The following is a 24761-nucleotide window of genomic DNA, read 5'->3' on the forward strand; positions in this document are numbered from 1 at the left end:
CCCTCGACGTCGCGGAGGAGGCCGGATGACCACCCGTCTGCCCTGGCGCCCCGCCGCGAGCGCCGATCCGGTGCCGGTGCTCGCCGCGGCCCAGCGCGTCTCCGACGATCTCATGGACGGCCTCGCCGGCCCGCGCACCCGTCACGCCGCGCACGGCCTCCGCCGGCTGTTCGGCGTCCCCGGTCTCGGGCTCACCGACCTCTCCGGCTCGCTGATCTGGTCCGGCCGTCCCGCGGCCGACGTCGTCGTCGTCTCGGCGCTCGACGAGGTCCTCCACTCCGAGACACCGGTGTCCGAGCCGGGGCTGCTGGCGCTGCCACTGCACGTCCACGACGAACTCGCCGGTGTCCTCCTGGTCACCGAAGGAAAGACCGCCGTCGCCCGCCAGGCCGCCGAACTCGTCGTCCACGCGCTCGAACGCGGGCGGCTGGAGGCGTCCGCCGAGCAAGCGGCGGAGGCGGAACTGCGTGCGCTGCGGGCCGAGATCTCCCCGCATTTCGTCTACAACGCGCTCACCGTGATCTCCTCGCTGGTCCGCTCCGATCCGGATCGCGCCCGCGATTTGATGCTCGACTTCGCCGAGTACACCCGCTACAGCCTCGCCAGGCACGGCGAATACACGATGGTCGCCGAGGAGTTCCGCGCCATCGAGACCTACCTGGCGCTGCAGCGCGCGGTCCTCGGCGAACGGCTGCGGGTCCAGGTGCGGGTGGCGCCGGAGGTGCTGGCCGTCGCGGTGCCGTATCTCGTGCTGGAGCCGTTGGTGGAGAACGCGATCCGGCACGGGATCGAACCGCGCTCCGAGGCCGGTTTCATCCAGGTACAGGGAATGGCGGAAGGGAACGACTGCGTGATCAGCGTCGAGGACGACGGACTCGGCATGGACCCCGCCCGCGCGGCGGCGATCCTGGCCGGGCGCGGCGACGACGGTGGCGTCGGACTGGCCAATGTGGACAGAAGGCTGCGCAGCGTCTACGGGCCGTGGTATGGCCTCACGGTGGAAACCGAGGTCGGCGCGGGCACCCGGGTCGTGGTGCGCGTGCCCCGATTCCAGCCGGGGGTGCTGCCGTGACGCACGGACTGCGGGTGCTGGCGGTCGACGACGTCCCGCCCGCCCTCGACGAGCTGTGCAGCCTGCTGCGCGAGGCGCCGGAAGTCACCGAGGTGGTCGCGGCCGGTGACGCGCTCAACGCACTCAAACTCCTGCAGGCCAGTCATTTCGACGCCGTCTTCCTCGACATCTCCATGCCGGGTCTCGACGGGCTCGAATTGGCCTCGCTGCTGGCACGGCTCAGCGAACCGCCGGTGATCGTCTTCGTCACCGCGCACGACGGCCACGCCGTGACCGCCTACGGCATCGGCGCCGTGGACTACCTGCTCAAACCGGTCCGCGCGGAACGGCTGTCCGCCGCACTGTCCAAAGTGGTCCGAATGGCGGGCAACCAGGCCGAAGAACAGAAGCCCGCGCCGGACGCGATGTCGGCGCTGCCGGTCGAATCCGGTGGGCGCACACGCTACGTCCGGCGTGACGACGTCCAGTTCGTCGAGGCACACGGCGACTACGTCCGGCTGCACACGAAAACCGGCGTCCACGTCACGCGGATGCCCATCTCCCGGCTGGAAGAGTATTGGGAGGGCACGGGGTTCACCCGGGTGCACCGAGGTTTCCTGCTCGCCGTCGACGCGGTACTGGAACTGCGCAGCGACACCACCGGCGGACTGCTCGCGCACACCGAGGCGGGCGACGTCCCGGTGAGCCGCCGCCACGCGCGTGACCTGCGCGACCGGTTGCTCGCAGCCGCGCAACGCGGCGACCTCGGCCGGGGGAACCGCGCGTGAGCCGCGTCAAACGGGTGGCTGTCACCAGTCCGCAGACCCGCCTCGCGCATTCGCGGCGCCGGTCGCGCGGCCGCTGGCGCGTGCCCCGGCTGGCGGTGAACGACGCCGAACGCGCGGACCGGCTCTATCGCGCCCAGCGGCGTCGCGGGCTGCCCGCGCTGGCCGGGATGTTCGGCCTGGTCTTCGGTCTCCCACTGGTGTTCGGCCTCTTCCCCGGCCTGGATTCGGTGCGGCTGCTCGACATCCCGCTGTCCTGGCTGATGATCGCGGTCCTGCCGTATCCGGCGATGGCGCTGCTGTCGTGGTGGCAGCTGCGCCGGGCCGAAAAGCTCGAGGACGACTAGTGGTCGCGGCGCTGTCGGTGGCCCCCGTCGTCCTGATCACCCTGCTGATCGGGTTGCGCGGGGTCGCCGCCATGCGGACGACGTCGGACTTCCTCGTCGCCTCGCGCCGGATCTCGCCACTGGTCAACTCCGCCGCGGTCTCCGGCGAGTACCTGTCCGCGGCGTCGTTCCTCGGCGTCGCCGGACTGGTGGTGAAGGACGGCATCGGCGCGCTCTGGTACCCGGTCGGGTTCACCGCGGGGTACATCGCGATGCTGGTGCTCGTCGCGGCGCCGATGCGGCGGTCCGGCGCGCTCACCGTCCCGGACTTCGCCGAGGCACGGCTCGCCTCCCCCGCGCTGCGCCGGCTGGCCGCGCTCGTCGTCCTCGTGATCGGAACCCTCTACCTGGTACCCCAATTCCGCACCGCGGGGCTGGTGCTCACCGCGGTGGGCGGGACGCCGTACTGGGTCGGTGTCGTCATCGCGGGCACCGCGGTCAGCGCGACACTGGCGCTCGGCGGGATGCGCGCGGCGACCTACGTCCAGGCGTTCCAATTCGTGCTGAAACTGCTGCTGTTCCTCATTCCCGCGATCTGGTTGGTCTCCCAGCTCTCGCCGGAGGAGCGGTCCGCTTCGGTGCACCCGGTGGAGTTCACCCACTTCGCCCGCGATACCCAGCTGTCGTTCGAGATCGACGTGACGCTGACCCTGCGCGAGCCGACCACGCTACTCACCCCGGAGAAACACGTGGTACCGCCGGGAGAACTGATCGCCAGAAGCGGCGAGACGCTGGAATTCGCCGAAGGCACACCGGTTCCCGCCGTCCGAGGTGGCGCTCCGTTGGGCGGACCGGACTGGCAGCGGCCGCTGCTCGACCTCGGCGACCACGGCTACCCGCTGCTCGGCACCTGGGCGATCCTGATCGCGACCATGCTCGGCACGATGGGCCTGCCGCACGTGCTGATGCGCTTCCACACCAGCCCCGACGGCCGCGCCGCCCGCCGGACGGCGGCGATCACCGTCGCCCTGCTCGGTGTTTTCTACCTGTTCCCAGGGGTTTACGGCGTGCTCGGCCGGGTGCTGGTGCCCGAACTGTACGTCTCCGGCGCGACGGACATCGTCGTCGTCGCGCTGCCGTCACAGGTCGACCAGGGCTGGGCCGGTTCGCTGTTCACCGGACTGCTGACGGCGGGCGCGTTCGCCGCCTTCCTCGCGACGTCGCTGGGCCTGCTGCTGGTCATCTCCGGCGCCATCGCGCACGACCTGATGCCGGGTGGATTGCGGCGGCTGCGCTGGTCGGTGCTCGGGGCGGCGGCGGTGATGGTCCTGCTCGCGCTGCCCTCGGCCAGATTGGACGCCGGCGTGCTCGTCACCTGGGGCTTCACCGTGGCCGCGTCGACGTTCTGTCCGTTGCTGGTGCTCGGCATCTGGTGGAACCGGCTCACCGCGGCCGGCGCGATCAGCGGCGTCCTCACCGGACTGGTCGCGTCTTCCGGCTCGATCCTCGTGGCCCTGTTCGGGCCCGCGCTGAGCGGTCTGCCCGCGATCCTGGTGTCGCAGCCCGCCCCGTGGGCGGTTCCACTGGCATTCGGCGTAATGCTCGTGGTTTCCTTACGAGGCAGGCCTCCTACCTGGTCAACCGCCGCCATGTTGCGGCTGCATCTGGACGATCGCACAGCCGAAACCCCTTCGTCGTGGTCCGAGTACCGTTCGTCGACCGTTCGTCGTCTCGGCAGGCGTTTGAACCGCTGACGGTTCCGGTCCACCTGACCTCTCCTTAGCGTGGCGCGGAACACATTCGCGGCGCGGCGAAGGGAAGACGATGTGCGTACGAGTGCGTCTGGCTTCCCCCGGTCCCCCGGCCGTGGTCGTTCTCGTGGACAGCAAGGAGACCACCATGAGCACTGAAACGGACTCACCCAGTCCACCCGAGACGGATTGGGACAAAGCCCACGACAGCGCCGAGTTCAAAGAGCTGCGTTCGCGGCTGCGCCGGTTCGTGTTCCCCGTGTCGGCGCTGTTCCTCGTCTGGTACCTGCTCTACGTGCTGCTCGCCGACTACGCGCACGGCTTCATGAGCACGAAGCTGTTCGGCAACATCAACGTCGGGCTCGTGTTCGGCCTGTTGCAGTTCGTATCGACCTTTTTGATCACCGGGCTCTACGTCCGCTACGCGAACAAGAAACTCGACCCCCTCGCGGAGAAGATCCGCACGGACATCGAGAGTGAGACCAAATGACCCTCGCCGCCGGAGTCGAGGGCAGCAGCCCCGCGCTCAACATCACCATCTTCGGACTCTTCGTCCTGGTCACGCTGTTCGTCGTGTTCCGGGCCAGCCGGAACACGAAGACCGCGTCGGACTACTACGCCGCGGGCCGCGCGTTCACCGGCCCGCAGAACGGCGTCGCCATCGCGGGCGACTATCTCTCCGCCGCGTCGTTCCTCGGGATCGCGGGTGCGATCGCCGTCTACGGTTACGACGGTTTCCTCTATTCCATCGGCTTTCTGGTGGCGTGGCTGATCGCGTTGCTGCTGGTCGCGGAACTGCTGCGCAACACCGGCAAGTTCACCATGGGCGACGTGCTGGCCTTCCGGATGAAGCAGCGCCCGGTGCGGGCCGCGGCGGCGACGTCCACCCTGGCCGTCTCGTTCTTCTACCTGCTCGCGCAGATGGCGGGTGCCGGTGGCCTCGTCGCGCTGCTGCTCGGGATCGAGAGCAAGGCGGGGCAGGCCGCGATCATCGTGATCGTCGGCATCATCATGATCGCCTACGTGCTCATCGGCGGCATGAAGGGCACCACGTGGGTCCAGATCATCAAGGCCGCGCTGCTGATCGCCGGTGCGCTGGCGATGACGATCTGGGTGCTCGCGATGTACGGCTTCAACTTCTCCGGCCTCCTGCAGGGCGCCGTGGACAAGGCGGGCAAGGCCGGTGAAGCGCTGCTCGGACCGGGTAACCAGTACGGGAAGACCGGCACGACCAAACTGGACTTCCTTTCGCTCGGTATCGCGCTGGTGCTCGGCACCGCGGGCCTGCCGCACGTCCTGATGCGCTTCTACACCGTGCCGACCGCGAAAGAAGCCCGTCGCTCGGTGGTCTGGGCGATCGCGCTGATCGGCACCTTCTACCTGTTCACCCTCGTGCTCGGCTACGGTGCCGGCGCGCTCGTCGGGCCGGACGCGATCAAGGCCGCCCCGGGTGGCGTGAACTCGGCGGCGCCGCTGCTGGCACTGGAACTCGGCGGACCGATCCTGCTCGGCCTGATCGCGGCGATCGCCTTCGCGACGATCCTCGCGGTGGTCGCCGGGCTCACGATCACGGCTTCCGCGTCGTTCGCGCACGACGTCTACGCCAACGTGATCAAGAAGGGAAAGGCGTCCCCTGCTTCGGAAGTGAAGGTCGCCCGGATCACCGCACTGGTGATCGGCGCGGTCGCGATCCTCGGCGGCATCCTCGCCAACGGGCAGAACATCGCCTTCCTGGTGGCGCTGGCGTTCGCGGTGGCGGCGTCGGCGAACCTTCCGACGATCCTGTACTCGCTGTTCTGGAAACGCTTCAACACCCAGGGCGCGCTATGGAGCATCTACGGCGGTCTCGGGGTCTGTGTCCTGCTGATCGTCTTCTCACCAGCGGTCTCAGGCAAGCCCGTGGACCCGAAAACGGGTAAAAGCGCCTCGATGATCCAGGGCGTCGACTTCCACTGGTTCCCCCTCGACAACCCCGGCATCGTCTCCATCCCGGTCGCGTTCTTCCTCGGCTGGCTCGGCACCGTCCTCTCCAAGGAACACAACCAGAAGAAGTACGCCGAGATGGAGGTCCGCTCCCTCACCGGCGCCGGCGCCGAAAAGGCCGTCGCCCACTAGTCGCCGGGACGGTGCGGCCGGGCATCCTTCACGCCCCCCGGCCGCATCGTCCCGGTTCCCATTTCCCTAATACGGTAGCTTTCCCGCCGCCAGTTCGGTCAGTTTCGCCCGGAGATCGGCGCGGACCGCCTTCCACAGTCCCGTGCCCAGCGAGATCCGCGCCACCCCCAGTGTGGCGAGCGCGGAGAGATCGGGGCCGCCGGGAAGCGGCATGGCGTTGACCGCACCGGGCGCGACCGCCTTCACGAAGTCGCCCAGCACTTCCGGCGACTTCGCCAGGATCGGGTAGACGCAGTCCGCCCCCGCCTCGAAATACGCCTTGGCCCGCACGATCGCGTCATCCAGTACGGCGCGTTCGTCCGAGGCGCCCACGAAGACATCGACCCGGGCGTTGATCACCAGCGCGTCTCCGGCGGCCTCGCGCAACTTCGCGATCTGTTCCGCTTGTCGCTCCAGTGCACGAAGCCCGCCCGCGACGTGGTCGGTGTCCTCGTAGTTGCAGCCGACCGCACCCGCCTCGGCCAGCCTCCCCGCGAGGTCTCCCGCTTCGAGCCCGTAACCGGATTCCACGTCGACAGTCACCGGAACCGAGACCGCTCGCGCGATCCTCGCGGCCGCCGCGAACATCTCCTCGACGGGCGCGGCCTCCCCGTCCTCGTAACCGAGAACCTTGGCGATGGCGAAGGAACTCGTTGCCACCACGGGGAATCCGGCTGCTTCCACGAGGCGCGCGCTGTCGGCGTCCCACGCGTTCGGCAGGAGCAGTGGTGTGCCCGCGACATGCAGTTCCCGCAGACGCGCCGCCGTCATTCGGCGCGCTCGGGCAACGGCGCGTGGCTGGTCACGCACATCCGGTTCCAGCTGTTGATCGCGATGGCCTCCCAGACGACGGCCCGGTACTGCTCCTCGGTGAAGACCCGGGTGGCCTCTTCGTAGACGTCGTCCGGGACCTCGTGCAGGGTCGCCACGTTCGTGATCGCCTCGGTGAGCGCGAGCGCGGCCCGCTCCTGCTCGGTGAACAGCTCGGTCTCACGCCAGCCCTGCAGCACGAAGAGCCGCCGCGGCGACTCGCCCATCTGCAGCGCGTCGTGGGAGTGCATGTCGAGACAGAACGCGCAGTGGTTGATCTGCGAGGAACGCATCTTCACCAGTTCGAGGATCTTCTGGTCGACCCCGGCGTTGGCGGCGGCCTTCTCGACTTCGGCCTGCAGTTTGGCCATGGCCTGGTAGATCTCGGGCACTCGTTTGCCCACATGGATTCGCTCGGTCATACCTCGAACCTAGCGACAACTGGCCCACGAGTATGGTCCAGTCACATGGCAGAATCATGGTCCAGTTCGGGAATAGACGTCCATCTGGACTGGCGTCCCGAAAGCGGCCGGACCGGCCTCGCCGCGGCGATCCGCGCGGCCATCCGGGAAGGACGCTGGCAGGCGGGCGCGGCGGTGCCGTCGACCAGGGCCTTGGCGCAGGACCTCGGAGTGGCCAGGGGAACGGTCACCCGCGTCTACGCCGACCTCGCCGCCGAGGGCTATCTGCGGACCTCGCAGGGCGCGCCGACCCGCGTCGCGACGGCGGGCGCGCTGCCCGCGTCACCACCGAGGCCCATCCCCCGCGACCCGGCGCCGCGCTGGGACCTGCGCCCCGGCAGGCCGAACCTGTCCGCGTTCCCCCGGACGGCCTGGCTCGCGGCGACCCGGCGCGCGCTGCACCGGGCGCCGATGTCGGCGTTCGACTACACGGCCGAGTCCGGTGCGGCCGAACTGCGGGAGACGCTCGCCGGGTACCTGGCCCGCAGCCGCGGTGTCGTCGCCGACCCCGAGCGCATCCTGGTCTGCGCCGGGTTCTCACACGCGATCGCGATACTGACGCGGGTGCTGCACGCGCGCGGGGCGGACGAGATCGCGTTCGAAAACCCGTCACTGAACATCTATCGGGACATCGCCGCGGCCAACGGTCCCCGGGTGGTCGGCGTCGGAGTCGACGACGACGGGATCAGGGTGTCCGCTTTGGACAGTCCGGCGGTGGTCGTCACCCCGGCGCACCAGTACCCGCTGGGCGTCACCCTCGCCCCCGGACGGCGGGCGGAACTCACCCGGTGGGCGGCGGAAACCGGCGCCGTCGTCATCGAGGACGATTACGACGGTGAGTTCCGGTTCGACCATCAGCAGGTCGGCGCGTTGCAGGCGCTGGCACCCGAACGGGTCGTGTACGTGGGGACGACGAGCAAGACGCTCGCGCCGTCGTTGCGCCTCGGGTGGATGGTGCTGCCGAGGTTCCTGGTCGAACCGGTGCGCGCGGAGCTGGCCGTGACCGGCGCCCGGCCCTCACTACTGGACCAGCTCGCGATGGCCGAACTGATCGAGTCGGGCGCCTACGACCAGCACATCCGCCGCTGCCGCGCCGAGTACCGCTCGCGTCGCGACCGGCTACTGGCGGCCCTCCCGGATTCCGTGCTGCCGCAAGGGATCTCGGCCGGGCTGCACCTGGTGCTCCAGTTCCCGGGCGAGGAGCCCCGGGAGATGGAGGTGCTGGCCGCCTGCCGCCGTCGCGCGATCGGGCTCGAAGGACTCAGCGGCTACTGGATCGGCGAACCCCAGCGCGAAGGCCTCATCATCGGGTACGGCGCCGCCGCGAAACACGCCTTCACCGGCGCCACCCAAGCCCTGCGCGAGGCCATCTTCGAGGTGACCTGACGCCCCCTCCCTGCGTTTCGTCCTCTAAATGCGGTGATTCGTAGTGCGTACTACCGCGTTCAGAGGACGAAACGCGTCGAGAGGCGGTCAGCAGTACCAGGGGCGGGCGCGCAGGATGTCGGTCTTCAGCACCGGAGCGCCGTCGACCGGGGCGGGGTTCTCCGGCGTGGGCTGGATGCCGCCCGCGGCGACCTTGTCGAGGGTTTCGAGACCGTCGGAGCCCACGGTGCCGAAGATCGTGTAATTCGGGCGCAACGCGGAATCGCCGTACACCACGAAGAACTGACTGCCGTTCGTCGCCGGGCCCGCGTTGGCCATCGCGAGCACGCCGCGGGAGTACACCTTCCGCTCGCCGGTCGGGTCGGTCGGCGCGGGCGGCAGGCCGACGGGCAATTCGTCCTTGTACTTGTAGCCGGGGCCACCTTCACCGGTGCCGCTCGGATCGCCGCACTGCAGCACCTTCAGCGTCGGATACGACGTCAGCCGGTGACACGTGGTGCGGTCGTAGAACCGGTGCACCGCCAGGTGCAGGAAACTCTGCACCGTGCACGGCGCCTTCGCCCGCTCGAGGGTCAGGTCGATCTTGCCCTGGTTCGTCTTCAGCTGCACCGGCACCGTGCCCCGGCTCGGCGTGCGCCGCGGGTCCGGCGGCAGCGGGACCCGCCGCGCGGCCGGCTCGTCCGGAGTCTCCGTGTACTGGCAGGGCCCCTTCGTGACCTTCGGCGGATCGGCCTCCGCCGACGCGGTCCCGGTACCGGCCGCGAGCATCAGCCCGGCACCCAGCACACTCACAACGACCTTCGCGATCCTCTGCACGGTTCCTGCCTCCCAGCCGTGGACGAAGAAGAGAGCATAGGGTGAATCCCCGCCGCTTCCACAGGTCCGGAAGTAGGTCCGCGGTTAGGGTCGAAGCCGTGGAGATCGCCGAACGACACCAATGGCAGCTGAACGCGTTGACCTTCCTCTACGCGTACACGCAATACGTCCTGGTGCACGAGAGGGTCATGGCCGGGCTGCCGCCGGACAAACCCGCCGAGCTCGACAAACCGCGCGTCCTCCGGCTCGCCAAGATCGTCGACGACATGATCCTCGACTTCCGCAAAGAGGACGGGCTGACCGACCTCGAACGGCGCCGGGTCATCCGCCTCGCCAGGGAAATCAAGTCGCAAGTCCGCGACAAGTGGCCGCCTCGCGACCCTTCGCTGACCGAGTGGATCGCCTCGGCCGCGGCGCATTTCTACTGCGAGGAGCACATCAACAACGGCTACGTCCGGATGGGCCGCGTCTTCGACCCCGACATGGCGGACAGGTTCCTGGAGCGGGTCGAGTTCTGCCGGGGGCAGACGGTCACGATCACGAACTACGCGAACAAGGTCGCCGACGGCGAACAGCTCACCTTCGGCGAGACCAACCAGCTCGAGGTCTGGAAAGAGGACGCCATCGCCCATCTGGACAACCTCGACAGCGACTTCGGCGACATCAAGATGTACGTCGAATTCTAGTAACTCGTGAGTGGTAATGACGGTTAGAACCGTCATTACCACTCACGAGCGGAGGTCCGCTATCAGTTCGTCGGCCGCCGCGAACGGGTCGATCTTCCGCGCGACGACACGTTCCGCCAGTTCGGTGAGCCGGTCACCGTGGCGCAGGTCGACGATCTCCGCGCGCAGCCGCTGGACGGCGATCGCCTCGACCTCGTCCTTGGCCCGCGCCGCCCGGCGCCGGGGCAGTTCTTCGCGCTGGACCAGCCAATCGTGGTGGTCGGACAGCGCGCGGACGACGTCTGCGACACCTTCGCCGCGCGAGGCCACCGTTCGCACGATCGGCTGCCGCCAGCTGGGACCACGGATCTCCCGGCGCACCAAGGAGATCATCTGCTTGAGGTCGTGCACGGTCGCGTCCGCGCCTTCGCGGTCGGCCTTGTTGACCACGAACACGTCCGCGATCTCCAGCACACCGGCCTTCGCGGCCTGGATGCCGTCGCCCATCCCGGGCGCTAGCAGGACCACCGTGGTGTCGGCCAGTTTCACGACGTCCACTTCGGACTGCCCGACGCCGACGGTCTCGATCAGCACGACGTCGAAACCCGACGCGTCGAGTACGCGGACAGCCTGCGGAGTCGCCCACGACAGTCCGCCGAGATGCCCGCGGGTGGCCATCGACCGAATGAACACGCCGGGATCGGTGGCGTGTTCGGTCATCCGGATCCGGTCGCCGAGCAGTGCCCCGCCGGAGAACGGCGACGACGGGTCGATCGCCAGCACCCCGACCCGCAGCCCCCGCGCCCGCAGGGCGGTGAGCAGTGCGGACGTCGATGTCGACTTACCGACACCGGGCGGGCCGGTCAGCCCGATGACACGCGCGTTGCCCGTATGCGGCGTCAGCTTCGCCGCGACCTCGGGCAACTGCGGATGGGCGTCCTCGACCAGCGACAGCAACCGGGCGATCGCGCGGGGAACGCCGTCCCGCGCGCGACCGACCAGTTCGTCGATGTCCAGCTGTACCGGCAAGGGCTTTACGGGACCCGGAGCAGCAGCGCGTCGCCCTGACCGCCGCCACCGCAGAGCGCGGCCGCGCCGAGGCCGCCGCCACGGCGGCGGAGCTCGTGGATCAGGTGCACGGCCAGCCGGGCGCCGGAAGCTCCGATCGGGTGGCCGAGCGCGATGGCGCCGCCGTCGACGTTGACCTTGTCCACGTCCACGCCGAGCTTGTCGGCCGACACCAGGCCGACGGCGGCGAACGCCTCGTTGATCTCGATCAGGTCGAGCGCGTCCGCGGTCAGCTTCTCCTTGGCCAGCGCGGCCAGGATCGCGTTCGACGGCTGCTCGTGGAGGCTGGCGTCCGGACCGGAGACCACGCCGTGCGCGCCGATCTCGGCGAGCGCGGTCAGGCCCAGTTCCTCGGCCTTGGCCTTGCTGGCCACGACGACCGCGGCGGCGCCGTCGGAGATCTGCGAGGCCGAACCGGCGGTGATGGTGCCGTCGGAGGCGAACGCCGGGCGCAGCTTGGCGAGGCTCTCCGCGGTGGTGTCGGCGCGAACGCCCTCGTCCTGGGAGAAGACGACCGGGTCGCCCTTGCGCTGCGGGATCGACACCGGCGCGATCTCGGCGTCGAAGCGGCCCTCCGCGATGGCGGCGGCGGCGCGCTGGTGCGAACGCGCGGAGAACTCGTCCTGCCGCTCGCGGGTGATGCCGTAGCGGCTGTTGTACTTCTCCGTCGACGCGCCCATCGCCACCTGGTCGAAGGCGCAGAACAGGCCGTCGTGAGCCATGTGGTCGACGAGCGTGGTGTCGCCGTACTTGAAGCCGGAGCGGGACTTCGGGAGCAGATGCGGCGCCTGGGTCATCGATTCCTGGCCACCGGCGACGATCAGGTCGAACTCACCCGCGCGGATGAGCTGGTCGGCGAGCGCGATGGCGTCGAGACCGGAAAGGCAGACCTTGTTGATGGTCAGTGCCGGGACGGTCATCGGGATACCGCCGGCGACCGCGGCCTGACGGGCCGGGATCTGGCCCGCGCCCGCGGTGAGCACCTGGCCCATGATCGTGTACTGGACCGCGTCCGGCGAGACGCCCGCCTGCTCCAGTGCCGCCTTGATCGCGAATCCGCCCAGTTGCGCACCCGAGAAATCCTTCAAGGAACCGAGCAATCGCCCGATCGGTGTACGGGCGGCACCCAGGATCACGGAACCGGACACGGCGTCCTCCAAGCATCGGCGCAAGGGCAATAGGCGGTCTTCGCGACCATACCCGCGTCATGGCCTTCTTGATGGAGCCAGTGTGAGGCGGCGCACGCCGGTTCGCCCGCCCGCGGACCTATCCTGCTCTGCATGAACCAGGCGCTGAAACCGTTCGTGACCGCCATCGACCACGTCGGCATCGCGGTGCCCGACCTCGACGCCGCGATCGCCTTCCACGCCGAGCATTTCGGCCTGGAGGTGGCGCACGAGGAGGTCAACGAGGAGCAGGGTGTCCGCGAGGCGATGCTGCGCGCGCCCGGCACCGCCGGGACGGAGACCGCGATCCAGCTCCTCGCGCCGCTGCGCGAGGACTCGGCGATCGGCAAGTTCCTCGCGAAGAGCGGCCCGGGGCTGCAGCAGCTGGCGTATCGAGTGTCCGATGTGGACGCCGCCGCGGCGGCACTGCGCGCGCAGGGACTCCGGTTGCTCTACGCGGAGGCCAAACGGGGCACGTCCAACAGCCGGGTGAACTTCGTCCACCCCAAGGACGCCGGTGGCGTGCTCGTGGAACTGGTCGAGCCCGCGGCGGAGGGTCACTGACCGCGCGTCAACGCTTCGGCGATGAAGGCGACCTCGCGATCGATTTCGGCGGGGTCCTCGTCTTCGCTGTGCCGTGCCGTCGCGTGCCGATGGCTGACCGCCCTCGCGAGCAGCCCCGAGGCCGAATCGATGTCGGCGACCGCGAGTTTGCCGCCGGTCGCGGCGACGATCACCGCCTTCACCTGGCGGACGAGTTGCTGGAACCGGTCGGCCAGCGCGTCGCGGACCGCCCGATGCGTGTCGGCCTCGCGCCACAGCAGATGTGACAGCGCCAGGGACCGGTTGAACCGCCTGTCAAGTTCCACGACGAGCCCGCGAAGGCTGCCAGCGAGGTCGCCGGGGACCACCACGACGGCCGGTTCGATCCGGGCGTCCGGCAGTTCGGCGACCAGCGCCGCCAGCAGGTCCGACTTACGCCGGAAGTAGTAGTGCACCAGCCCTTTGGGTACGCCTGCCCGCTCCGCGATCCGCGACGTGGGTGTCGCGTCGAAACCGGATTCGGCGAAGAGCGCCTCCGCGGCCCGCAGGATGCGCTGTTTCGCCGAATCCTCTTTCACGCTGTCTCCTTCGCGATCAGTGCTGTCCCGCTGTCCGGTGCGTCGCCTGGGCGATCGGCATCGCGGCCGCCCCGGCCACCACGGTCAGGACGCCGGCGATCCAGGCGGTCCAGGACGCGCCCATGAAGTCGGCGTATCCCATCACCCACGGCGAAATGAACAGCAGTGCGCCCAGCACGATCTGGATGCCTTCGCCGTAAACCATGCCAGGCATCGCGAGCGAGGCGAGGCCGTCGAGCGCGATCAGCGCGCCGAGGACGACGAGCGTCCACATGGCGGTGTTGTCCGTGGTCATCCAGAGGGGTGAAAGCGCGACGACGACACCGATGACCACCTCCGCCCAGTCATGGGGACGGGTCCAGGGGCGCGTCGTGGGTTCATTCATGCGTGCTCACCTCCGATAATCGACGAAACCTGCAGGTCGGAGAGATCTCCACCGCCCATGGTCCACTTGGTTGGCCAGCCGGTCAAGACTGGTCGATAACACTTCGGGATGTGTACGTGCTCCACGTCTCGTACGGTTGTGGACTTGGTTACCGGTGAGTAATTTGTGCCGCTAACGCCGTCCCCCTTTTTTCGCGGAGGTTCCGATGTCGCAGCTCGGCGAGATCCAGCAGGCCATTCTGAACGATGACCTCGGCGCCGTGGCGTCGCTCGACGTGCCGGAGACCTATCGCGGGGTGACCGTGCACAAGGACGAGGCAGGCATGTTCGAGGGCCTCGAAAGCCGGGACAAGGACCCGCGCAAGTCGCTGCACGTGGACGAGGTCCCCACCCCGGAACTCGGCCCGGGCGAGGCGCTGGTCGCGGTCATGGCGAGCGCGATCAACTACAACACCGTCTGGACCTCGATCTTCGAGCCGGTCTCGACCTTCAAGTTCCTGGAGCGCTACGGGCGGCTCTCGCCGCTGTCGAAGCGCCATGACCTGCCTTATCACGTCGTCGGCTCGGACTTGTCCGGCGTCGTGCTGCGCACCGGTCCCGGCGTCCACAACTGGAAGCCGGGCGACGAGGTCGTCGCGCACTGCCTCAACGTCGAACTCGAAGGCCCGGACGGGCACAACGACACGATGCTCGACACCGAGCAGCGGATCTGGGGCTTCGAGACGAACTTCGGCGGGCTCGCCGAAATCGCGCTCGTCAAAGCGAACCAGTTGATGCCGAAGCCGGACCATCTCACCTGGGAGGAGGCCGCCTCCCCCGGCCTCGTGAACTCCACGGCCTACCGGCAGCTCGTGTCTCGCAACGGCGCGGACATGAAGCAGGGCGACGTCGTCCTGATCTGGGGCGCCTCGGGCGGTCTCGGTTCCTACGCGACGCAGTACGCGCTCAACGGCGGCGCGATCCCGGTGTGCGTGGTCTCCAGCCCCGAAAAGGCCGAAATCTGCCGGAAGCTGGGCGCGGAGCTGATCATCGACCGCAACGCCGAGGGTTACAAGTTCTGGAAGGACGAGCACAACCAGGACCCGAAGGAGTGGCAGCGGTTCGGCAAGAAGATCCGTGAGCTGACCGGCGGCGAGGACCCCGACATCGTCTTCGAGCACCCTGGCCGGGAAACCTTCGGCGCTTCGGTCTACGCCGCGCGCAAGGGCGGGACGATCGTCACGTGCGCGTCGACGTCCGGATTCATGCACCAGTACGACAACCGCTACCTGTGGATGAACCTGAAGCGGATCATCGGCAGCCACTTCGCCAACTACCGCGAATCGTGGGAGGCGAACCGGCTGATCGCGAAAGGTCTGATCCACCCGACGCTGTCGAAGACCTACTCGCTCGAAGACACCGGACAGGCCGCGCTGGACGTGCATCGCAACGCGCACCAGGGCAAGGTCGGTGTGCTGGCCCTTGCGCCGGAAGAAGGTCTGGGCGTCCGGAACCACGAACTGCGCGAAAAGCACATCGAGGGGATCAACGCGTTCAGGAACGTTTAGCGCACCAGAACGCACTTTCACCGCGCGTTCAAGTGGGTGCTCACCCTTCCGTGACTCCAGCTCGACTACGGTAGAAGGATGAGCCTTGGCGAGGAACGGGAGCTAGTGCCGCTGGGAGCCGGCTTCGACGTGGCGAAGCGCGGTTACAGCCGTGCGCAGGTCGACGAACATCTCGAACGGCTGGACGCCGATCTGAAGATGCTCACCGCCGATCGCGATGCCGCCATCGCACAGGCGGGCGACCTGGCACGGCAGCTGGAGATCGCGCGCGGCGAGATCGCGGACCTGCGCGGCCAGGTCGACAGGCTGGCCCAGCCGCCGACGAGCGTCGAAGGCCTTTCCGAGCGCCTGCAACGCATGCTGCGGCTCGCGCAGGACGAGGCCGCCGACACCAAGGCACGCGCCGAAGCCGAAGCCGGGCACATCCGCGCCAAGGCGGAGACCGACGCGAGCGCCATGCGGGCCCGCTACGAGCAGCTGCTCAACGAGCTCGACCTCCGCCGCAAGGAGATGGAGGCCGAGCACCGCGGCGTGCTCGAGAAGGCGCGCGCCGAGGCCAAGGACATCACCGACAAGGCGAAGGCGGAGCGGGACAAGCTCGACGCCGAGTCGCAGCAGCGCCGCACTCAGGTCGAAGAGGACTTCGAGATCGCGATGGCGTCGCGGCGCACCGAAGCCATGCACGCGCTGGCCGAGCAGGAGGCCGCGAGCAAGGCCGAGGCCGCCCGCCGCGTCCGCGAGGCCACCGAGGACGCCGCCGCCATCCGCGCGAAGGTGCTCGAAGAGGAGACCGCGGCCAAGGCCGAGATCGAACGCCGTCAGCGCGAGTCCGTCGCCGACGCCAACAAGCGCAAGCAGGACTCGATCACCGAGGCCAACGCCCGGCTCGCCGAAGCGGCCGACGAGGCCCGCCGCCGCGTCCGGCAGGCCACCGAGGAGTCCAACCGGCGGATCACCCAGGCCACCGAACGGGTCGAAGCGCTGCGCAAGGTGCGCTCCAGCCTGGCCGAGCAGGTCCGCACCGCGCGGGCAGCGCTCGCCGAAGCGACCCACGTGCTCGGCGACGAGCCGCATATCCCGGCGGATCTGAAGGCGAAGCCGTCACCCGATTCGGAGGCCACCGTGCAGCTCCGGACGGCCGATGTGCCGAAGGCCACATCGGGTGCGAAGCCTTCACCCCGACCTGCGGCAGCGCGGAAACCGACTGGCGAGTAACCTTTTCATCCGACCGAGCTCACGACGGCCTGCGAGGCCGCCGACGAGCGGTTATCGTCGCTGCTCGCACGCTGGTGCGGCAGACAGATCGGTGGAGGTTGCGGATGGCTGCATATCGGACCGTGGTCGTGGGCACGGACGGATCGGATTCCTCGTTCGCCGCGGTCGACAAGGCCGCGGGGGTCGCCGGGGACTCCGGAGCGACCCTGGTCATCGTGTGCGCCTACTACCCCGCCGGCAAGGGTGCCGTGGAGAAAGCGCAGGACGTCCTCGGCGACGAGGCGTACCAGGTCGTCGGCTCGGCACCCGCCGAAGACACCCTGCTCTCCGCTCGCGACCGCGCGGCCAAGGCCGGCGCGAAGAGCATCGAGACCGCGGCCGTCGTCGGCGACCCGGTCGACTCGCTGCGCAAGGTCGTCGCGGAACGCTCGGCGGACCTGCTGGTGGTCGGCAACCGCGGGCTGAACACACTCGCGGGCCGCATCCTGGGCTCAGTGCCGTCCGAAGTCGCCCGGAAATCGGGCGTGGACGTGCTCATCGTCCACACCACCTAATGGCCGATACCGGCGAGCCCGCGCCCGACGCGCTTCAGCAGCGTCTCGAACGGATCCTGCTCGGCGGCAGACGCAAGTACACCCGGCTCGAAGTCGCCGAGAAGGCGGGCGTTCCCGAAGAGCGTTCTCGGCGGCTTTGGCGTGCGCTGGGCTTCGCGACCGTCGATGACGACGAGGTCGTTTTCACCGACGCCGACATCGAAGCGATCCGCACGGCCGATCAGCTGATGCACTCGGGCCTGATCGATCCGAGCATCGAACTGGCGGTGACGCGCGCACTGGGCCAGCACCTTTCGCGGCTCGCGGAATGGCAGGTCCACATGCTGTGGACGATGATCACCGAGAACAAGGACGTCGGCACCAGCGAACGGCAGATCGCGCGGCTCGTCGACCGGCTCCTGCCCGAGCTGGAACAGGTGCAGAACTTCGTCTGGCGGCGGCATCTCGCGGCGTACGCCGGACGCGCGTTCGCGGCCACGGACGAGGATCTCGGTGCCAGGACCGAGGTCGTCGGGTTCGTCGACATGGTCGGCTACACCCGGCTGACCAGGCAGATCGACGAAGACGAGCTGAGCGCCGTCCTCGACCGGTTCGAATCCCTCGCCACCGAGGTCGTCGCCGAACACCACGGGCGGATCGTGAAGATGATCGGTGACGAGGTGCTGTTCGTCGCCGATTCCGCCGTCGACGGCGCCGAGATCGTCCTGACGCTGTCCGAACGCGCCGACGCCGACGAGACCTTGCCCGGCGTACGGGCAGGCATGGCCTCCGGCCGGATCCTCAGCCGGTTCGGCGACGTCTACGGCTCGGTCGTGAACATCGCCGCCCGCCTCACCTCGACCGCGCGGCCAGGCACCATCCTGGTGGACAAGGAACTCGCCACCGAACTGGCCGTCTTCGACACCTACGAGGTGCGTGCCCGACGGCCGGTTTCGGTGCGGGGCTACAACCGGCTGCGGCCTTCTTCGCTGCGACGGGCGCGGGAACGGCCTTCGGGCATGTTCGCGTCCTCGCAGCAGCTCGCCGCGGAGATGCTCGGGCTGGCACCGGGAATCGCCCCGGCTCCGGACGCCTCGAACCCTGCTCCGGACGAGGACGCTACCGCGGACTCGTTGCCGCCACGGCCGCGGCCGAAGCGACGCCGTCGGCGCTGACCCCGTTGGCCCGGCGAGGGAGCAAGGGACCTTTGCTATCGCCTGGCGGGTCGCTCGCGGTCAGGCTGGCAGGACGGCGTATTGGCGCACGTAGAGGTCGGTGTAGGTGACCGGACCGCGCGGGCCGGGGACCTTGTCCAGGTTGATGCCGGTCTCGGGGACGGCCAGGAGCTTGAAGCCGTCGAGCAGCCGAGTCGGGGCGTTCCAGAAGACGCCGGTGCCGGTGTAGGCGTCGAAGAACGCGTCGGCGGCTTCGTTGCTTTCGGTGGCGATGCCGGCGGCCAGGCCCGAGGTCTGCTCGTTGGCGATCTCGACCGCTTCGGGCAGGCTGGCGACCTTCGCGACGGTGACGGTCGCTTCGCGGTCGGAGTCGAGTGCCCATTCGTAGCCGATGGCGTGCTCGTGCGGGGCGAGCGACGGCGTGACGCCACGCTCGGCCAGCGCACCGGAAACGCCGGGCCAGACGCGGTCGTGGGCGCCCTCGTGGATCAGCAGCAGGTTCAGGCGGTTGCAGACGCCGAGCCGGTCGAGGCTGTTGAAAACCAGGTCGCGCACCTTGTCGGTGTCGGCCGCTTCATCGATGTACAGCACGCCGCCACCGTCGGCGTGGGCGAGCGTGCGGACGCCGTGGACGGCCGCCTCCGTGGCCAGCGCCCGGGTGCTGTCACCACTGCCCCGCAGGATCACCAGCGGCACGAGCGCGGGGAAACGCACCAGCGCGGAAGCCGCTTCGCGTTCGGCGCGCGGTACCAGCTGGATGACGTCCGGGTCGATACCCGCGTCGGCGAGCGCCGGGGCGATCACGGTCTCGCGCAGGCGCTGGGCCGAGCCGAGCGCGGCGGAACCCGTGCGGAGCACGCCGCCGTTACGGGACTTCACCAGCTGCGAAGCGACATCGACGGTGACGTTCGGGCGCGCCTCGTAGTTCGCGCCGATCACGCCGACCGGGCGGCGCCGTTCGACCAGCTTCAGTCCGCCGTCCAAAGTGGACACATCGACGGACCGCTCCTGGTGCGGCGCACCGGCCAGGAGACGGAGCTGCTCGGCCATGCCGGTCAGCCGCTCGGGCGTGATGGTGAGCCGGTCGAGGAGCCCGGCGCTCATGCCGTCCTCGCGCGCCTTGGCGATGTCGGCCTGATTCGCCTCCAGCACCGCGTCGGCGTGCTCGACCAGCTTGTCCGCCATGGCGTTCAGCGCGGCGTCGATCGCGTCCGCGGACGCGGCGGCCAGTGACGGCGCGGCCCGTTTCGCCGATCGAGCGCATTCCTCGACGGCCTTGGCGACCTCGTCCATCTGGTGACTCCTTCCGCGCGGAACGAGCCACCAGTCTGCCGTACCGCCCCGGTCAGGCGACGGTCGGCTCCAGCAGCCACAACCCGCCCGCGAAGAGACAGCTCACCGTCAGCACGGCCATCACCAGCACCCACAGCACCGCGGGCATGCCGGTGAGCCTGCCGAGCTGATCGGCGTCCGAATCCCTCGCCGCACCCCGGCGCCGCTTGATCTGCAGCTCGAACACGGGCCGGACGCCACCGAACAGCAGGAACCAGGTCAGCAGGTAGACGAAGATCGCCTGGAACCACGACGGCGCCGCGAGCGCGACCAGGCCGAGCACCACCGAGCTGCTGACCACCGCGAACACGCCGTAGGTGTTGCGCACCATCACCAGCACACCCAGCAGCATCAGGGCCATCACGATCAGCACGACGGCGATCAGATCCGACGACAGCAGCCCGGCGAACACCAGTCCGAGCACCGCGGCCGCCGGGTACCCGGCCAGCGCGGTGAACGCCATTCCCGGCCCTTCGGGCTTGCCACGAGAGACGGTGACGCCGGAGGTGTCCGAATGCAATTTGATGCCCTGCAGCCGTCGGCCGACCAGGACGGCCGCCAGCGCGTGGCCTGCCTCGTGGACGAGCGTGATCACATTGCGGGCGATCCGCCAAGGCCTGCCGGAGAGCACCACGAGCAGTGCGAGACCACCGGTGACCAGGGTGATCGTGCCGGGCGGGGTGGACTGGGCGATGTCGGAAACCGTTTCGGCGGGAGACGAGCTCACCGCACCAGCTCACCACAAGCCGGATATGTCCCGTGTCAGGCGGTCATCGAACCCCCGATCCCGCGCGTGCGAAACTCCCGGTCGTTGCGCAGCGCGAAGGCGACCCAGCTGCGGAACGGCCGCCACGCCGTGGAGAGTTCCTCCAGCTCTTCGGGTGGGGCCAGCGGCAGGTCGTACGCGGTCCGCATGGCTTCCTGCAGCCGGGGCTCGTCACGGGGGAAGACGTCCGGATGCCCGGCTCCCCGGATCAGGATCAGCTGCGCCGAGAACGGACCGATCCCCGGCAACCGCTGCAGCCAGCGCAACGCGTCCGGTACCGGCATGGCGCGCAGATACGCGGCGTCGAGCAGACCGTCCTTGGCGGCGTTGGCCACCGCGCGCAGCCGCTCGGCCTTCACGTCCGGCAGGCCGCGCCCGGCCTCCGGCCCGGCCAGCACGTCCGGCGCCGGGAACGACATGAGGATCTCGCCGCCGACATCCACCGGCCTGCCGAATTCCTCGGCGAGCCGCCGTTTCACCACGGCGGCCTGCGACATCCGGGCCCGGTGGCTCAAGATCGCCCAGCAGGCCGCTTCGTACGGCGAGTGGAACAGGACGGGCCGAAACCCGGGGAACGTCTGCTGAAGGCGGCGCACCACAGGGTCCGCGCTGCCGACCTTCGCGAAACCGACACCGTCGATGTCCACCGAAAGAATCCGCCGCACTTGGGCACCGACGTCGACGGCGAGCCCTTCTTCGGCGAAGACCTCCACCTCGATCGAGCCGGGCGATCTCTGTCTGACGGCCGCACCGACGTGCTCCCAGCCCGCTTCGGCGGGGAAGGCGAGGCGCAAGATGCCGGGTTCGGCGGCGTCGTCGGTGCGGCACGCCGGCGGGAAATCGGTCAGGAACCGGATGGACTTGTCGAGGTCGAACGGGCCGCGCACCGGGATGCGAAGCGTGGTCGTGGCGGTGTGCTGCAGGATCGAGCCGGTCATTTTCGGGCTCCTTCGGCTGGGGAACGGCGACTCCCTCCGACGTTAGAGACGGCCACCGACAGTTTCGGGCCGCGGCGCCGCGAATGTCGCGAACGGGCCGGTCATGGCAGATTCTCGGGTGGGGACCGTGAAGGGAGCAGCCATGCCGGACCATCGCGAACGTCTCGTGGGCCTGCTGCGGCCGGGCACCACGCCCACCGAAGCAAGGGAAGGTTTTCTCGATCTGCTGGGTGAAATCCCGCAGGCGGGGCCGCCGACCGGTCTCGCGCAACGGCTGATGCGCACCTCCGCCGTGCCGATGATCTACGAGCGGTACTGGCGTCCGGTGCTGGGCAGGGTCGCGAAAGGACTGAGCGGCCCGAGCATGGCGGACGAGGTCCGGATCGCGCTCGAAGCGCTCAACCTGCATCCCGGGCGGATCGCGCTGGACGTCGCCTGCGGCACCGGGCGGTTCACCCGCGCGTTCGGCGAAGCCGTCGGCCCGGACGGGCTGTCGATCGGACTGGACGGTTCGGTCACCATGCTGGAAAAGGCACTTGCCGAGCCCAATCCGGCTTCGGTGGCCTATCTGCGCGCCGACGCGGTCGACCTGCCGCTCGCCGATTCCACTGTGGACGCCGTCTGCTGCTTCGCCGCGCTGCACATGTTCGCCGATCCGGACGCCGCGCTGGACTCCTTCGCCCGCGTGCTGAAACCCGGCGGCTCACTGGTGTTGCTCACCAGCGCCCGGCACTGCGACCAGCCGATGCGGCTGGCGGACACCTTCCTCGGCAGGTTGAGCGGACAACGGATGTTCGACCGCGGCGAGATCTCCGGGAAACTGTTCCGGCGCGGATTCGACGATGTGGAGGAGCGGTTCTCCGGTGTCACGCAAATCGTCACGGGTGTGCTACCGGTTAACATCCGGCCATGATCCGCTCTGAGCACGCTTCGCCGATTCCGCCCGACGACAGCTATCTCCGTTCGCTGGTCGAAGCGACCGCGGACGCCGTCGCCGCGGCCGAACCCCTCGGCTCGCCACATGACGGGGCGGATTCCGCCACGCGGGACGCCGTCACCGCCGAGATCCGCGCGCTGACGACGGAATTGGTGGCACTGAGCCAAGACCTGCACGCTCACCCCGAAGAGGGATTCGCCGAGCACCGCTCGGTCCGCGCGCTCGGAGAGCTGCTGCGCCGCCACGGCCACGAGGTGACGATCGGCGCGGGCGGGCTGGACACCGCCCTGGTCGCGAGCACGCCCGGAAGCGGCCCGCATATCGCGGTCCTCTCCGAATACGACGCGCTTCCCGGCCTGGGCCACGGCTGCGGGCACAACATCATCTGTACCGCGGGCGCCGGCGGGTTCCTCGGCGCGGCGGCGGTCGCCGAACGGCTGGGCGGCCGTGTCTCCCTGATCGGCACCCCGGCGGAAGAAGGCGGCGGTGGCAAGGAAACCCTGGCCCGCGCGGGCGTCTTCGACGACGTCGACGCCGTGCTCATGCTGCACCCCTTCAGCCACGACATCGCCATGCACCCGTTCCTCGGCAGGCGTCAGCTGGAGATGGTGTTCCACGGCGTCGGCGCGCACGCCTCGGCTCAGCCGTTCATGGGACGCAACGCGCTCGACGCCGCCGTCGCCGCGTACCAGGGTGTCGCGGCGCTTCGGCAGCATCTTCCCTCCAGTGACCGCGTCCACGGCGTCTTCACCGACGGTGGCGCGCGGCCGAACGTCGTCCCCGAACGCGCGGCACTGCTGTTCTACCTACGGTCCTCGCAGCCGGACACGCTGCGCGACCTCGCCGAACGGATCTCGGCGATCGCGCGCGGCGCGGCGGAGATGACCGGCTGCGGCGTGGAACTGCACTGGGACGGCCAGCCCGCTTATCTCCCGATCCGGTTCAACACCACGCTCGCCGGGCGCTGGTCGGTGCACCAGGTCGGCGCGGGCCGCAAACCGCTGCCGCCGGGGATCGTGCCCGACTTCCTCACCGGCTCGACCGACCTCGGCAACCTCTCCTACCGGATGCCGGCGATCCATCCGATGATCGCCATCGCCGGACCGACGACCGCCTTGCACACCAAGGAGTTCGCGGCCGCGGCCGGTTCGCCGGACGGCGATCGGGCGGTCGTCGACGGCGCGCTGGGCCTGGCACTGACCGCCGTCGACTATCTCGCCGACGCGAAACTCCGCACGGCGGTGCACGAGGAGTTCGAGGCGTCGGGCGGAGCGTTGGACGTACCGGCGTTCTTCGACTGAGAGGATTCTGAGCTTTCTCAGGGGATTCTTCTCAGGAAAGCCCAGGGGTTTTCCACAGGCGGTTCACAAGTACGGGCGCGAATCTGGTGCCATGACCGAGAACGAGAGTCGGCCCGGACCCGCCTCCACCGGTGGGCACCAGCCGCCGCACCACCACCAGCAGCACGACCACACCCCTTGGCAGGCCGCGCCGAATCCGCTCTTCACTCCGCAGCCTCCCCCGGCTCCGGCGCCTCGCAAGAAGGGTGGCAGGGTCGCCGTCCTCGTCAGTGCGACGGCGCTCGCCGCCGCACTGATCGGCGGAGTCGGCGGCGCGGCGCTCGTCGGTCTCGACTCGACGTCGTCGGCGTCCGGCACGGGTTCGTCCGCGGTCGCCACCGGGCAGCTGGTCGGGAACACCACGTCGGGTGACGTCAGCGCGGTCGCCGCGAAGGTGACGCCGAGCGTCGTCCAGGTGAACGTGACCACCGCGCGGGGTGAGGCCGTCGGTTCCGGCGTCATCCTGACTTCGGACGGGCGCATCCTCACGAACGCCCACGTGGTGGCCGACGCCGAGGGCGACGTCACCGTCACGCTGTCGGACGGCAAGCAGTACAAGGCGAGCGTGGTCGGCGCGGACACCAAGGCCGACATCGCCGTCCTGCAGGCGAAGGACGCGAGCGGGCTCACGGCCGCGTCGCTGGGCGATTCGAGCAAGCTCGCCGTCGGCCAGCAGGTCGTCGCGATCGGTTCGCCCGGCGGCTTGCAGAACACCGTGACCACCGGGATCGTGAGCGCGCTGAACCGCAAACTCGACGAGTTGAGCGGCGGCCAGGAACGCCGCTCGCCGTACAGCCGGACCACGAACGAAGCCGGGCCGAGCTACACCGCGATCCAGACCGACGCCCCGATCAACCAGGGCAACTCGGGCGGGGCGCTGGTGGACGCGCAGGGGAACGTCATCGGCATCAACTCGGCGCTGTACAACCCGACCTCGACCGGCAGCATCGGCATCGGTTTCGCGATTCCCGTCAACGACGCGAAGAAGATCGTCGAGCAGATCGTCGGCTGACCCGGCCGTCTGGACCGCGTCA

The 24761-nt window shown here is 69.3% G+C and carries 26 protein-coding genes; 16 read left to right on the forward strand and 10 right to left on the reverse strand.

What is annotated here, in order from left to right; all coding sequences use genetic code 11:
• Positions 1 to 25 precede the first annotated feature (25 nt).
• The 6 genes from ACZ54P_RS10300 to ACZ54P_RS10325 all read left to right on the forward strand — a co-directional run bounded on the left by ACZ54P_RS10300 (position 26) and on the right by ACZ54P_RS10325 (position 6028).
• Complete coding sequence (locus ACZ54P_RS10300) at positions 26 to 1072, forward strand: sensor histidine kinase (protein ID WP_465461205.1); 1047 nt, start codon at positions 26 to 28, stop codon at positions 1070 to 1072.
• Positions 1069 to 1839, forward strand: coding sequence for a LytR/AlgR family response regulator transcription factor (locus tag ACZ54P_RS10305; RefSeq protein WP_465461206.1), 771 nt, complete (start codon positions 1069 to 1071; stop codon positions 1837 to 1839). Before ACZ54P_RS10300 ends, ACZ54P_RS10305 begins: the two co-directional genes overlap by 4 nt.
• Positions 1836 to 2183, forward strand: a complete 348-nt coding sequence (locus ACZ54P_RS10310) for a hypothetical protein (RefSeq protein ID WP_465461207.1) — start codon at positions 1836 to 1838, stop codon at positions 2181 to 2183. The genes ACZ54P_RS10305 and ACZ54P_RS10310 overlap by 4 nt, the downstream gene beginning before the upstream one ends.
• The gene (locus ACZ54P_RS10315; RefSeq protein WP_465461208.1) at positions 2183 to 3916 is read left to right on the forward strand and encodes a sodium/solute symporter; all 1734 of its coding nucleotides are present in this window, start codon (positions 2183 to 2185) and stop codon (positions 3914 to 3916) included. Before ACZ54P_RS10310 ends, ACZ54P_RS10315 begins: the two co-directional genes overlap by 1 nt.
• A 145-nt stretch (positions 3917 to 4061) precedes the next feature.
• Positions 4062 to 4403: a DUF485 domain-containing protein gene (locus ACZ54P_RS10320; RefSeq protein WP_465461209.1), complete on the forward strand. Its 342-nt coding sequence runs from the start codon at positions 4062 to 4064 to the stop codon at positions 4401 to 4403.
• Complete coding sequence (locus ACZ54P_RS10325; protein ID WP_465461210.1) at positions 4400 to 6028, forward strand: solute symporter family protein; 1629 nt, start codon at positions 4400 to 4402, stop codon at positions 6026 to 6028. The genes ACZ54P_RS10320 and ACZ54P_RS10325 overlap by 4 nt, the downstream gene beginning before the upstream one ends.
• A gap of 66 nt (positions 6029 to 6094) precedes the next feature.
• On the opposite strand, the gene ACZ54P_RS10330 is transcribed toward ACZ54P_RS10325, so the two are convergent.
• Positions 6095 to 6838: an isocitrate lyase/PEP mutase family protein gene (locus tag ACZ54P_RS10330; protein WP_465461211.1), complete on the reverse strand. Its 744-nt coding sequence runs from the start codon at positions 6836 to 6838 to the stop codon at positions 6095 to 6097.
• Complete coding sequence (locus tag ACZ54P_RS10335) at positions 6835 to 7299, reverse strand: carboxymuconolactone decarboxylase family protein (RefSeq protein WP_465461212.1); 465 nt, start codon at positions 7297 to 7299, stop codon at positions 6835 to 6837. Before ACZ54P_RS10335 ends, ACZ54P_RS10330 begins: the two co-directional genes overlap by 4 nt.
• A 45-nt stretch (positions 7300 to 7344) precedes the next feature.
• On the opposite strand from ACZ54P_RS10335, the gene pdxR reads away from it, so the two are divergent.
• The gene (pdxR, locus tag ACZ54P_RS10340) at positions 7345 to 8724 is read left to right on the forward strand and encodes a MocR-like pyridoxine biosynthesis transcription factor PdxR (RefSeq protein WP_465461213.1); all 1380 of its coding nucleotides are present in this window, start codon (positions 7345 to 7347) and stop codon (positions 8722 to 8724) included.
• Between the two features lie 87 nt (positions 8725 to 8811).
• On the opposite strand, the gene ACZ54P_RS10345 is transcribed toward pdxR, so the two are convergent.
• The gene (locus ACZ54P_RS10345; protein WP_465461452.1) at positions 8812 to 9492 is read right to left on the reverse strand and encodes a peptidylprolyl isomerase; all 681 of its coding nucleotides are present in this window, start codon (positions 9490 to 9492) and stop codon (positions 8812 to 8814) included.
• A 146-nt stretch (positions 9493 to 9638) separates the two neighbouring features.
• Between ACZ54P_RS10345 and ACZ54P_RS10350 the strand changes: the two genes are divergently transcribed.
• Entirely contained in the window at positions 9639 to 10226 is a 588-nt protein-coding gene (locus tag ACZ54P_RS10350; RefSeq protein WP_465461214.1) for a hypothetical protein, read from the forward strand.
• A 42-nt stretch (positions 10227 to 10268) separates the two neighbouring features.
• Here ACZ54P_RS10350 and meaB read toward each other — a convergent pair whose 3' ends face one another.
• Together meaB and ACZ54P_RS10360 are read right to left on the reverse strand one after the other, a co-directional pair.
• Positions 10269 to 11234 carry a methylmalonyl Co-A mutase-associated GTPase MeaB gene (meaB, locus tag ACZ54P_RS10355; RefSeq protein WP_465461215.1) on the reverse strand — a complete coding sequence of 322 codons (966 nt, stop codon included), beginning with the start codon at positions 11232 to 11234 and terminating at the stop codon, positions 10269 to 10271.
• A gap of 5 nt (positions 11235 to 11239) precedes the next feature.
• Positions 11240 to 12421: an acetyl-CoA C-acetyltransferase gene (locus ACZ54P_RS10360; protein ID WP_465461216.1), complete on the reverse strand. Its 1182-nt coding sequence runs from the start codon at positions 12419 to 12421 to the stop codon at positions 11240 to 11242.
• A gap of 132 nt (positions 12422 to 12553) precedes the next feature.
• Here ACZ54P_RS10360 and mce point away from each other — a divergent pair, with 132 nt between their 5' ends.
• The gene (gene mce / locus ACZ54P_RS10365) at positions 12554 to 13003 is read left to right on the forward strand and encodes a methylmalonyl-CoA epimerase (protein WP_465461217.1); all 450 of its coding nucleotides are present in this window, start codon (positions 12554 to 12556) and stop codon (positions 13001 to 13003) included.
• Here the strand turns inward: mce and ACZ54P_RS10370 are convergent.
• Together ACZ54P_RS10370 and ACZ54P_RS10375 are read right to left on the reverse strand one after the other, a co-directional pair.
• Positions 12997 to 13560, reverse strand: a complete 564-nt coding sequence (locus ACZ54P_RS10370) for a TetR/AcrR family transcriptional regulator (RefSeq protein WP_465461218.1) — start codon at positions 13558 to 13560, stop codon at positions 12997 to 12999. The genes mce and ACZ54P_RS10370 overlap by 7 nt on opposite strands.
• A 16-nt stretch (positions 13561 to 13576) precedes the next feature.
• The gene (locus tag ACZ54P_RS10375) at positions 13577 to 13945 is read right to left on the reverse strand and encodes an SPW repeat protein (protein ID WP_465461219.1); all 369 of its coding nucleotides are present in this window, start codon (positions 13943 to 13945) and stop codon (positions 13577 to 13579) included.
• Between the two features lie 205 nt (positions 13946 to 14150).
• Between ACZ54P_RS10375 and ccrA the strand changes: the two genes are divergently transcribed.
• The 4 genes from ccrA (at position 14151) to ACZ54P_RS10395 (ending at position 18414) form a co-directional block, all read left to right on the forward strand.
• A complete protein-coding gene (ccrA, locus tag ACZ54P_RS10380; protein ID WP_465461220.1) occupies positions 14151 to 15491 on the forward strand; it encodes a crotonyl-CoA carboxylase/reductase in 1341 nt (446 codons plus the stop codon).
• A gap of 78 nt (positions 15492 to 15569) precedes the next feature.
• Positions 15570 to 16706, forward strand: a complete 1137-nt coding sequence (locus ACZ54P_RS10385) for a chromosome segregation protein (protein ID WP_465461221.1) — start codon at positions 15570 to 15572, stop codon at positions 16704 to 16706.
• A gap of 104 nt (positions 16707 to 16810) precedes the next feature.
• Complete coding sequence (locus ACZ54P_RS10390; protein WP_465461222.1) at positions 16811 to 17260, forward strand: universal stress protein; 450 nt, start codon at positions 16811 to 16813, stop codon at positions 17258 to 17260.
• Positions 17260 to 18414 carry an adenylate/guanylate cyclase domain-containing protein gene (locus tag ACZ54P_RS10395; RefSeq protein ID WP_465461223.1) on the forward strand — a complete coding sequence of 385 codons (1155 nt, stop codon included), beginning with the start codon at positions 17260 to 17262 and terminating at the stop codon, positions 18412 to 18414. Before ACZ54P_RS10390 ends, ACZ54P_RS10395 begins: the two co-directional genes overlap by 1 nt.
• 60 nt (positions 18415 to 18474) lie before the next feature.
• Here the strand turns inward: ACZ54P_RS10395 and ACZ54P_RS10400 are convergent, their stop codons facing one another.
• Genes ACZ54P_RS10400 through ACZ54P_RS10410 form a run of 3 tightly spaced genes read right to left on the reverse strand, consistent with a single transcriptional unit; the run spans position 18475 to position 21450 of the window.
• The gene (locus ACZ54P_RS10400) at positions 18475 to 19707 is read right to left on the reverse strand and encodes an aldehyde dehydrogenase family protein (protein WP_465461224.1); all 1233 of its coding nucleotides are present in this window, start codon (positions 19705 to 19707) and stop codon (positions 18475 to 18477) included.
• Between the two features lie 52 nt (positions 19708 to 19759).
• A complete protein-coding gene (locus ACZ54P_RS10405) occupies positions 19760 to 20473 on the reverse strand; it encodes a M50 family metallopeptidase (RefSeq protein WP_465461225.1) in 714 nt (237 codons plus the stop codon).
• A gap of 35 nt (positions 20474 to 20508) precedes the next feature.
• A complete protein-coding gene (locus ACZ54P_RS10410; protein ID WP_465461226.1) occupies positions 20509 to 21450 on the reverse strand; it encodes a DNA-3-methyladenine glycosylase family protein in 942 nt (313 codons plus the stop codon).
• 142 nt (positions 21451 to 21592) lie between these two features.
• Here ACZ54P_RS10410 and ACZ54P_RS10415 point away from each other — a divergent pair, with 142 nt between their 5' ends.
• The 3 genes from ACZ54P_RS10415 (at position 21593) to ACZ54P_RS10425 (ending at position 24739) form a co-directional block, all read left to right on the forward strand.
• Positions 21593 to 22363, forward strand: a complete 771-nt coding sequence (locus ACZ54P_RS10415) for a class I SAM-dependent methyltransferase (protein WP_465461227.1) — start codon at positions 21593 to 21595, stop codon at positions 22361 to 22363.
• Entirely contained in the window at positions 22360 to 23688 is a 1329-nt protein-coding gene (locus ACZ54P_RS10420) for a M20 family metallopeptidase (RefSeq protein WP_465461228.1), read from the forward strand. The genes ACZ54P_RS10415 and ACZ54P_RS10420 overlap by 4 nt, the downstream gene beginning before the upstream one ends.
• A gap of 91 nt (positions 23689 to 23779) precedes the next feature.
• Positions 23780 to 24739: a S1C family serine protease gene (locus tag ACZ54P_RS10425; RefSeq protein ID WP_465461229.1), complete on the forward strand. Its 960-nt coding sequence runs from the start codon at positions 23780 to 23782 to the stop codon at positions 24737 to 24739.
• Positions 24740 to 24761: the final 22 nt, after the last annotated feature.

This window comes from Amycolatopsis sp. NPDC034160 (genome assembly GCF_055575355.1).

Coding starts and splice junctions, on each gene's coding strand:
- ACZ54P_RS10385 (WP_465461221.1), top strand. CDS start 15,570: ATGAGCCTTGGCGAGGAACGGGAGCTAGTGCCGCTGGGAGCCGGCTTC.
- mce (WP_465461217.1), top strand. CDS start 12,554: ATGAACCAGGCGCTGAAACCGTTCGTGACCGCCATCGACCACGTCGGC.
- ACZ54P_RS10420 (WP_465461228.1), top strand. CDS start 22,360: ATGATCCGCTCTGAGCACGCTTCGCCGATTCCGCCCGACGACAGCTAT.
- ACZ54P_RS10320 (WP_465461209.1), top strand. CDS start 4,062: ATGAGCACTGAAACGGACTCACCCAGTCCACCCGAGACGGATTGGGAC.
- ACZ54P_RS10325 (WP_465461210.1), top strand. CDS start 4,400: ATGACCCTCGCCGCCGGAGTCGAGGGCAGCAGCCCCGCGCTCAACATC.
- ACZ54P_RS10395 (WP_465461223.1), top strand. CDS start 17,260: ATGGCCGATACCGGCGAGCCCGCGCCCGACGCGCTTCAGCAGCGTCTC.
- ACZ54P_RS10415 (WP_465461227.1), top strand. CDS start 21,593: ATGCCGGACCATCGCGAACGTCTCGTGGGCCTGCTGCGGCCGGGCACC.
- ACZ54P_RS10410 (WP_465461226.1), bottom strand. CDS start 21,450: ATGACCGGCTCGATCCTGCAGCACACCGCCACGACCACGCTTCGCATC.
- ACZ54P_RS10335 (WP_465461212.1), bottom strand. CDS start 7,299: ATGACCGAGCGAATCCATGTGGGCAAACGAGTGCCCGAGATCTACCAG.
- ACZ54P_RS10330 (WP_465461211.1), bottom strand. CDS start 6,838: ATGACGGCGGCGCGTCTGCGGGAACTGCATGTCGCGGGCACACCACTG.
- ACZ54P_RS10390 (WP_465461222.1), top strand. CDS start 16,811: ATGGCTGCATATCGGACCGTGGTCGTGGGCACGGACGGATCGGATTCC.
- ACZ54P_RS10300 (WP_465461205.1), top strand. CDS start 26: ATGACCACCCGTCTGCCCTGGCGCCCCGCCGCGAGCGCCGATCCGGTG.
- ACZ54P_RS10425 (WP_465461229.1), top strand. CDS start 23,780: ATGACCGAGAACGAGAGTCGGCCCGGACCCGCCTCCACCGGTGGGCAC.
- ACZ54P_RS10375 (WP_465461219.1), bottom strand. CDS start 13,945: ATGAATGAACCCACGACGCGCCCCTGGACCCGTCCCCATGACTGGGCG.
- ACZ54P_RS10345 (WP_465461452.1), bottom strand. CDS start 9,492: ATGCTCGCGGCCGGTACCGGGACCGCGTCGGCGGAGGCCGATCCGCCG.
- ccrA (WP_465461220.1), top strand. CDS start 14,151: ATGTCGCAGCTCGGCGAGATCCAGCAGGCCATTCTGAACGATGACCTC.
- ACZ54P_RS10400 (WP_465461224.1), bottom strand. CDS start 19,707: ATGGACGAGGTCGCCAAGGCCGTCGAGGAATGCGCTCGATCGGCGAAA.
- pdxR (WP_465461213.1), top strand. CDS start 7,345: ATGGCAGAATCATGGTCCAGTTCGGGAATAGACGTCCATCTGGACTGG.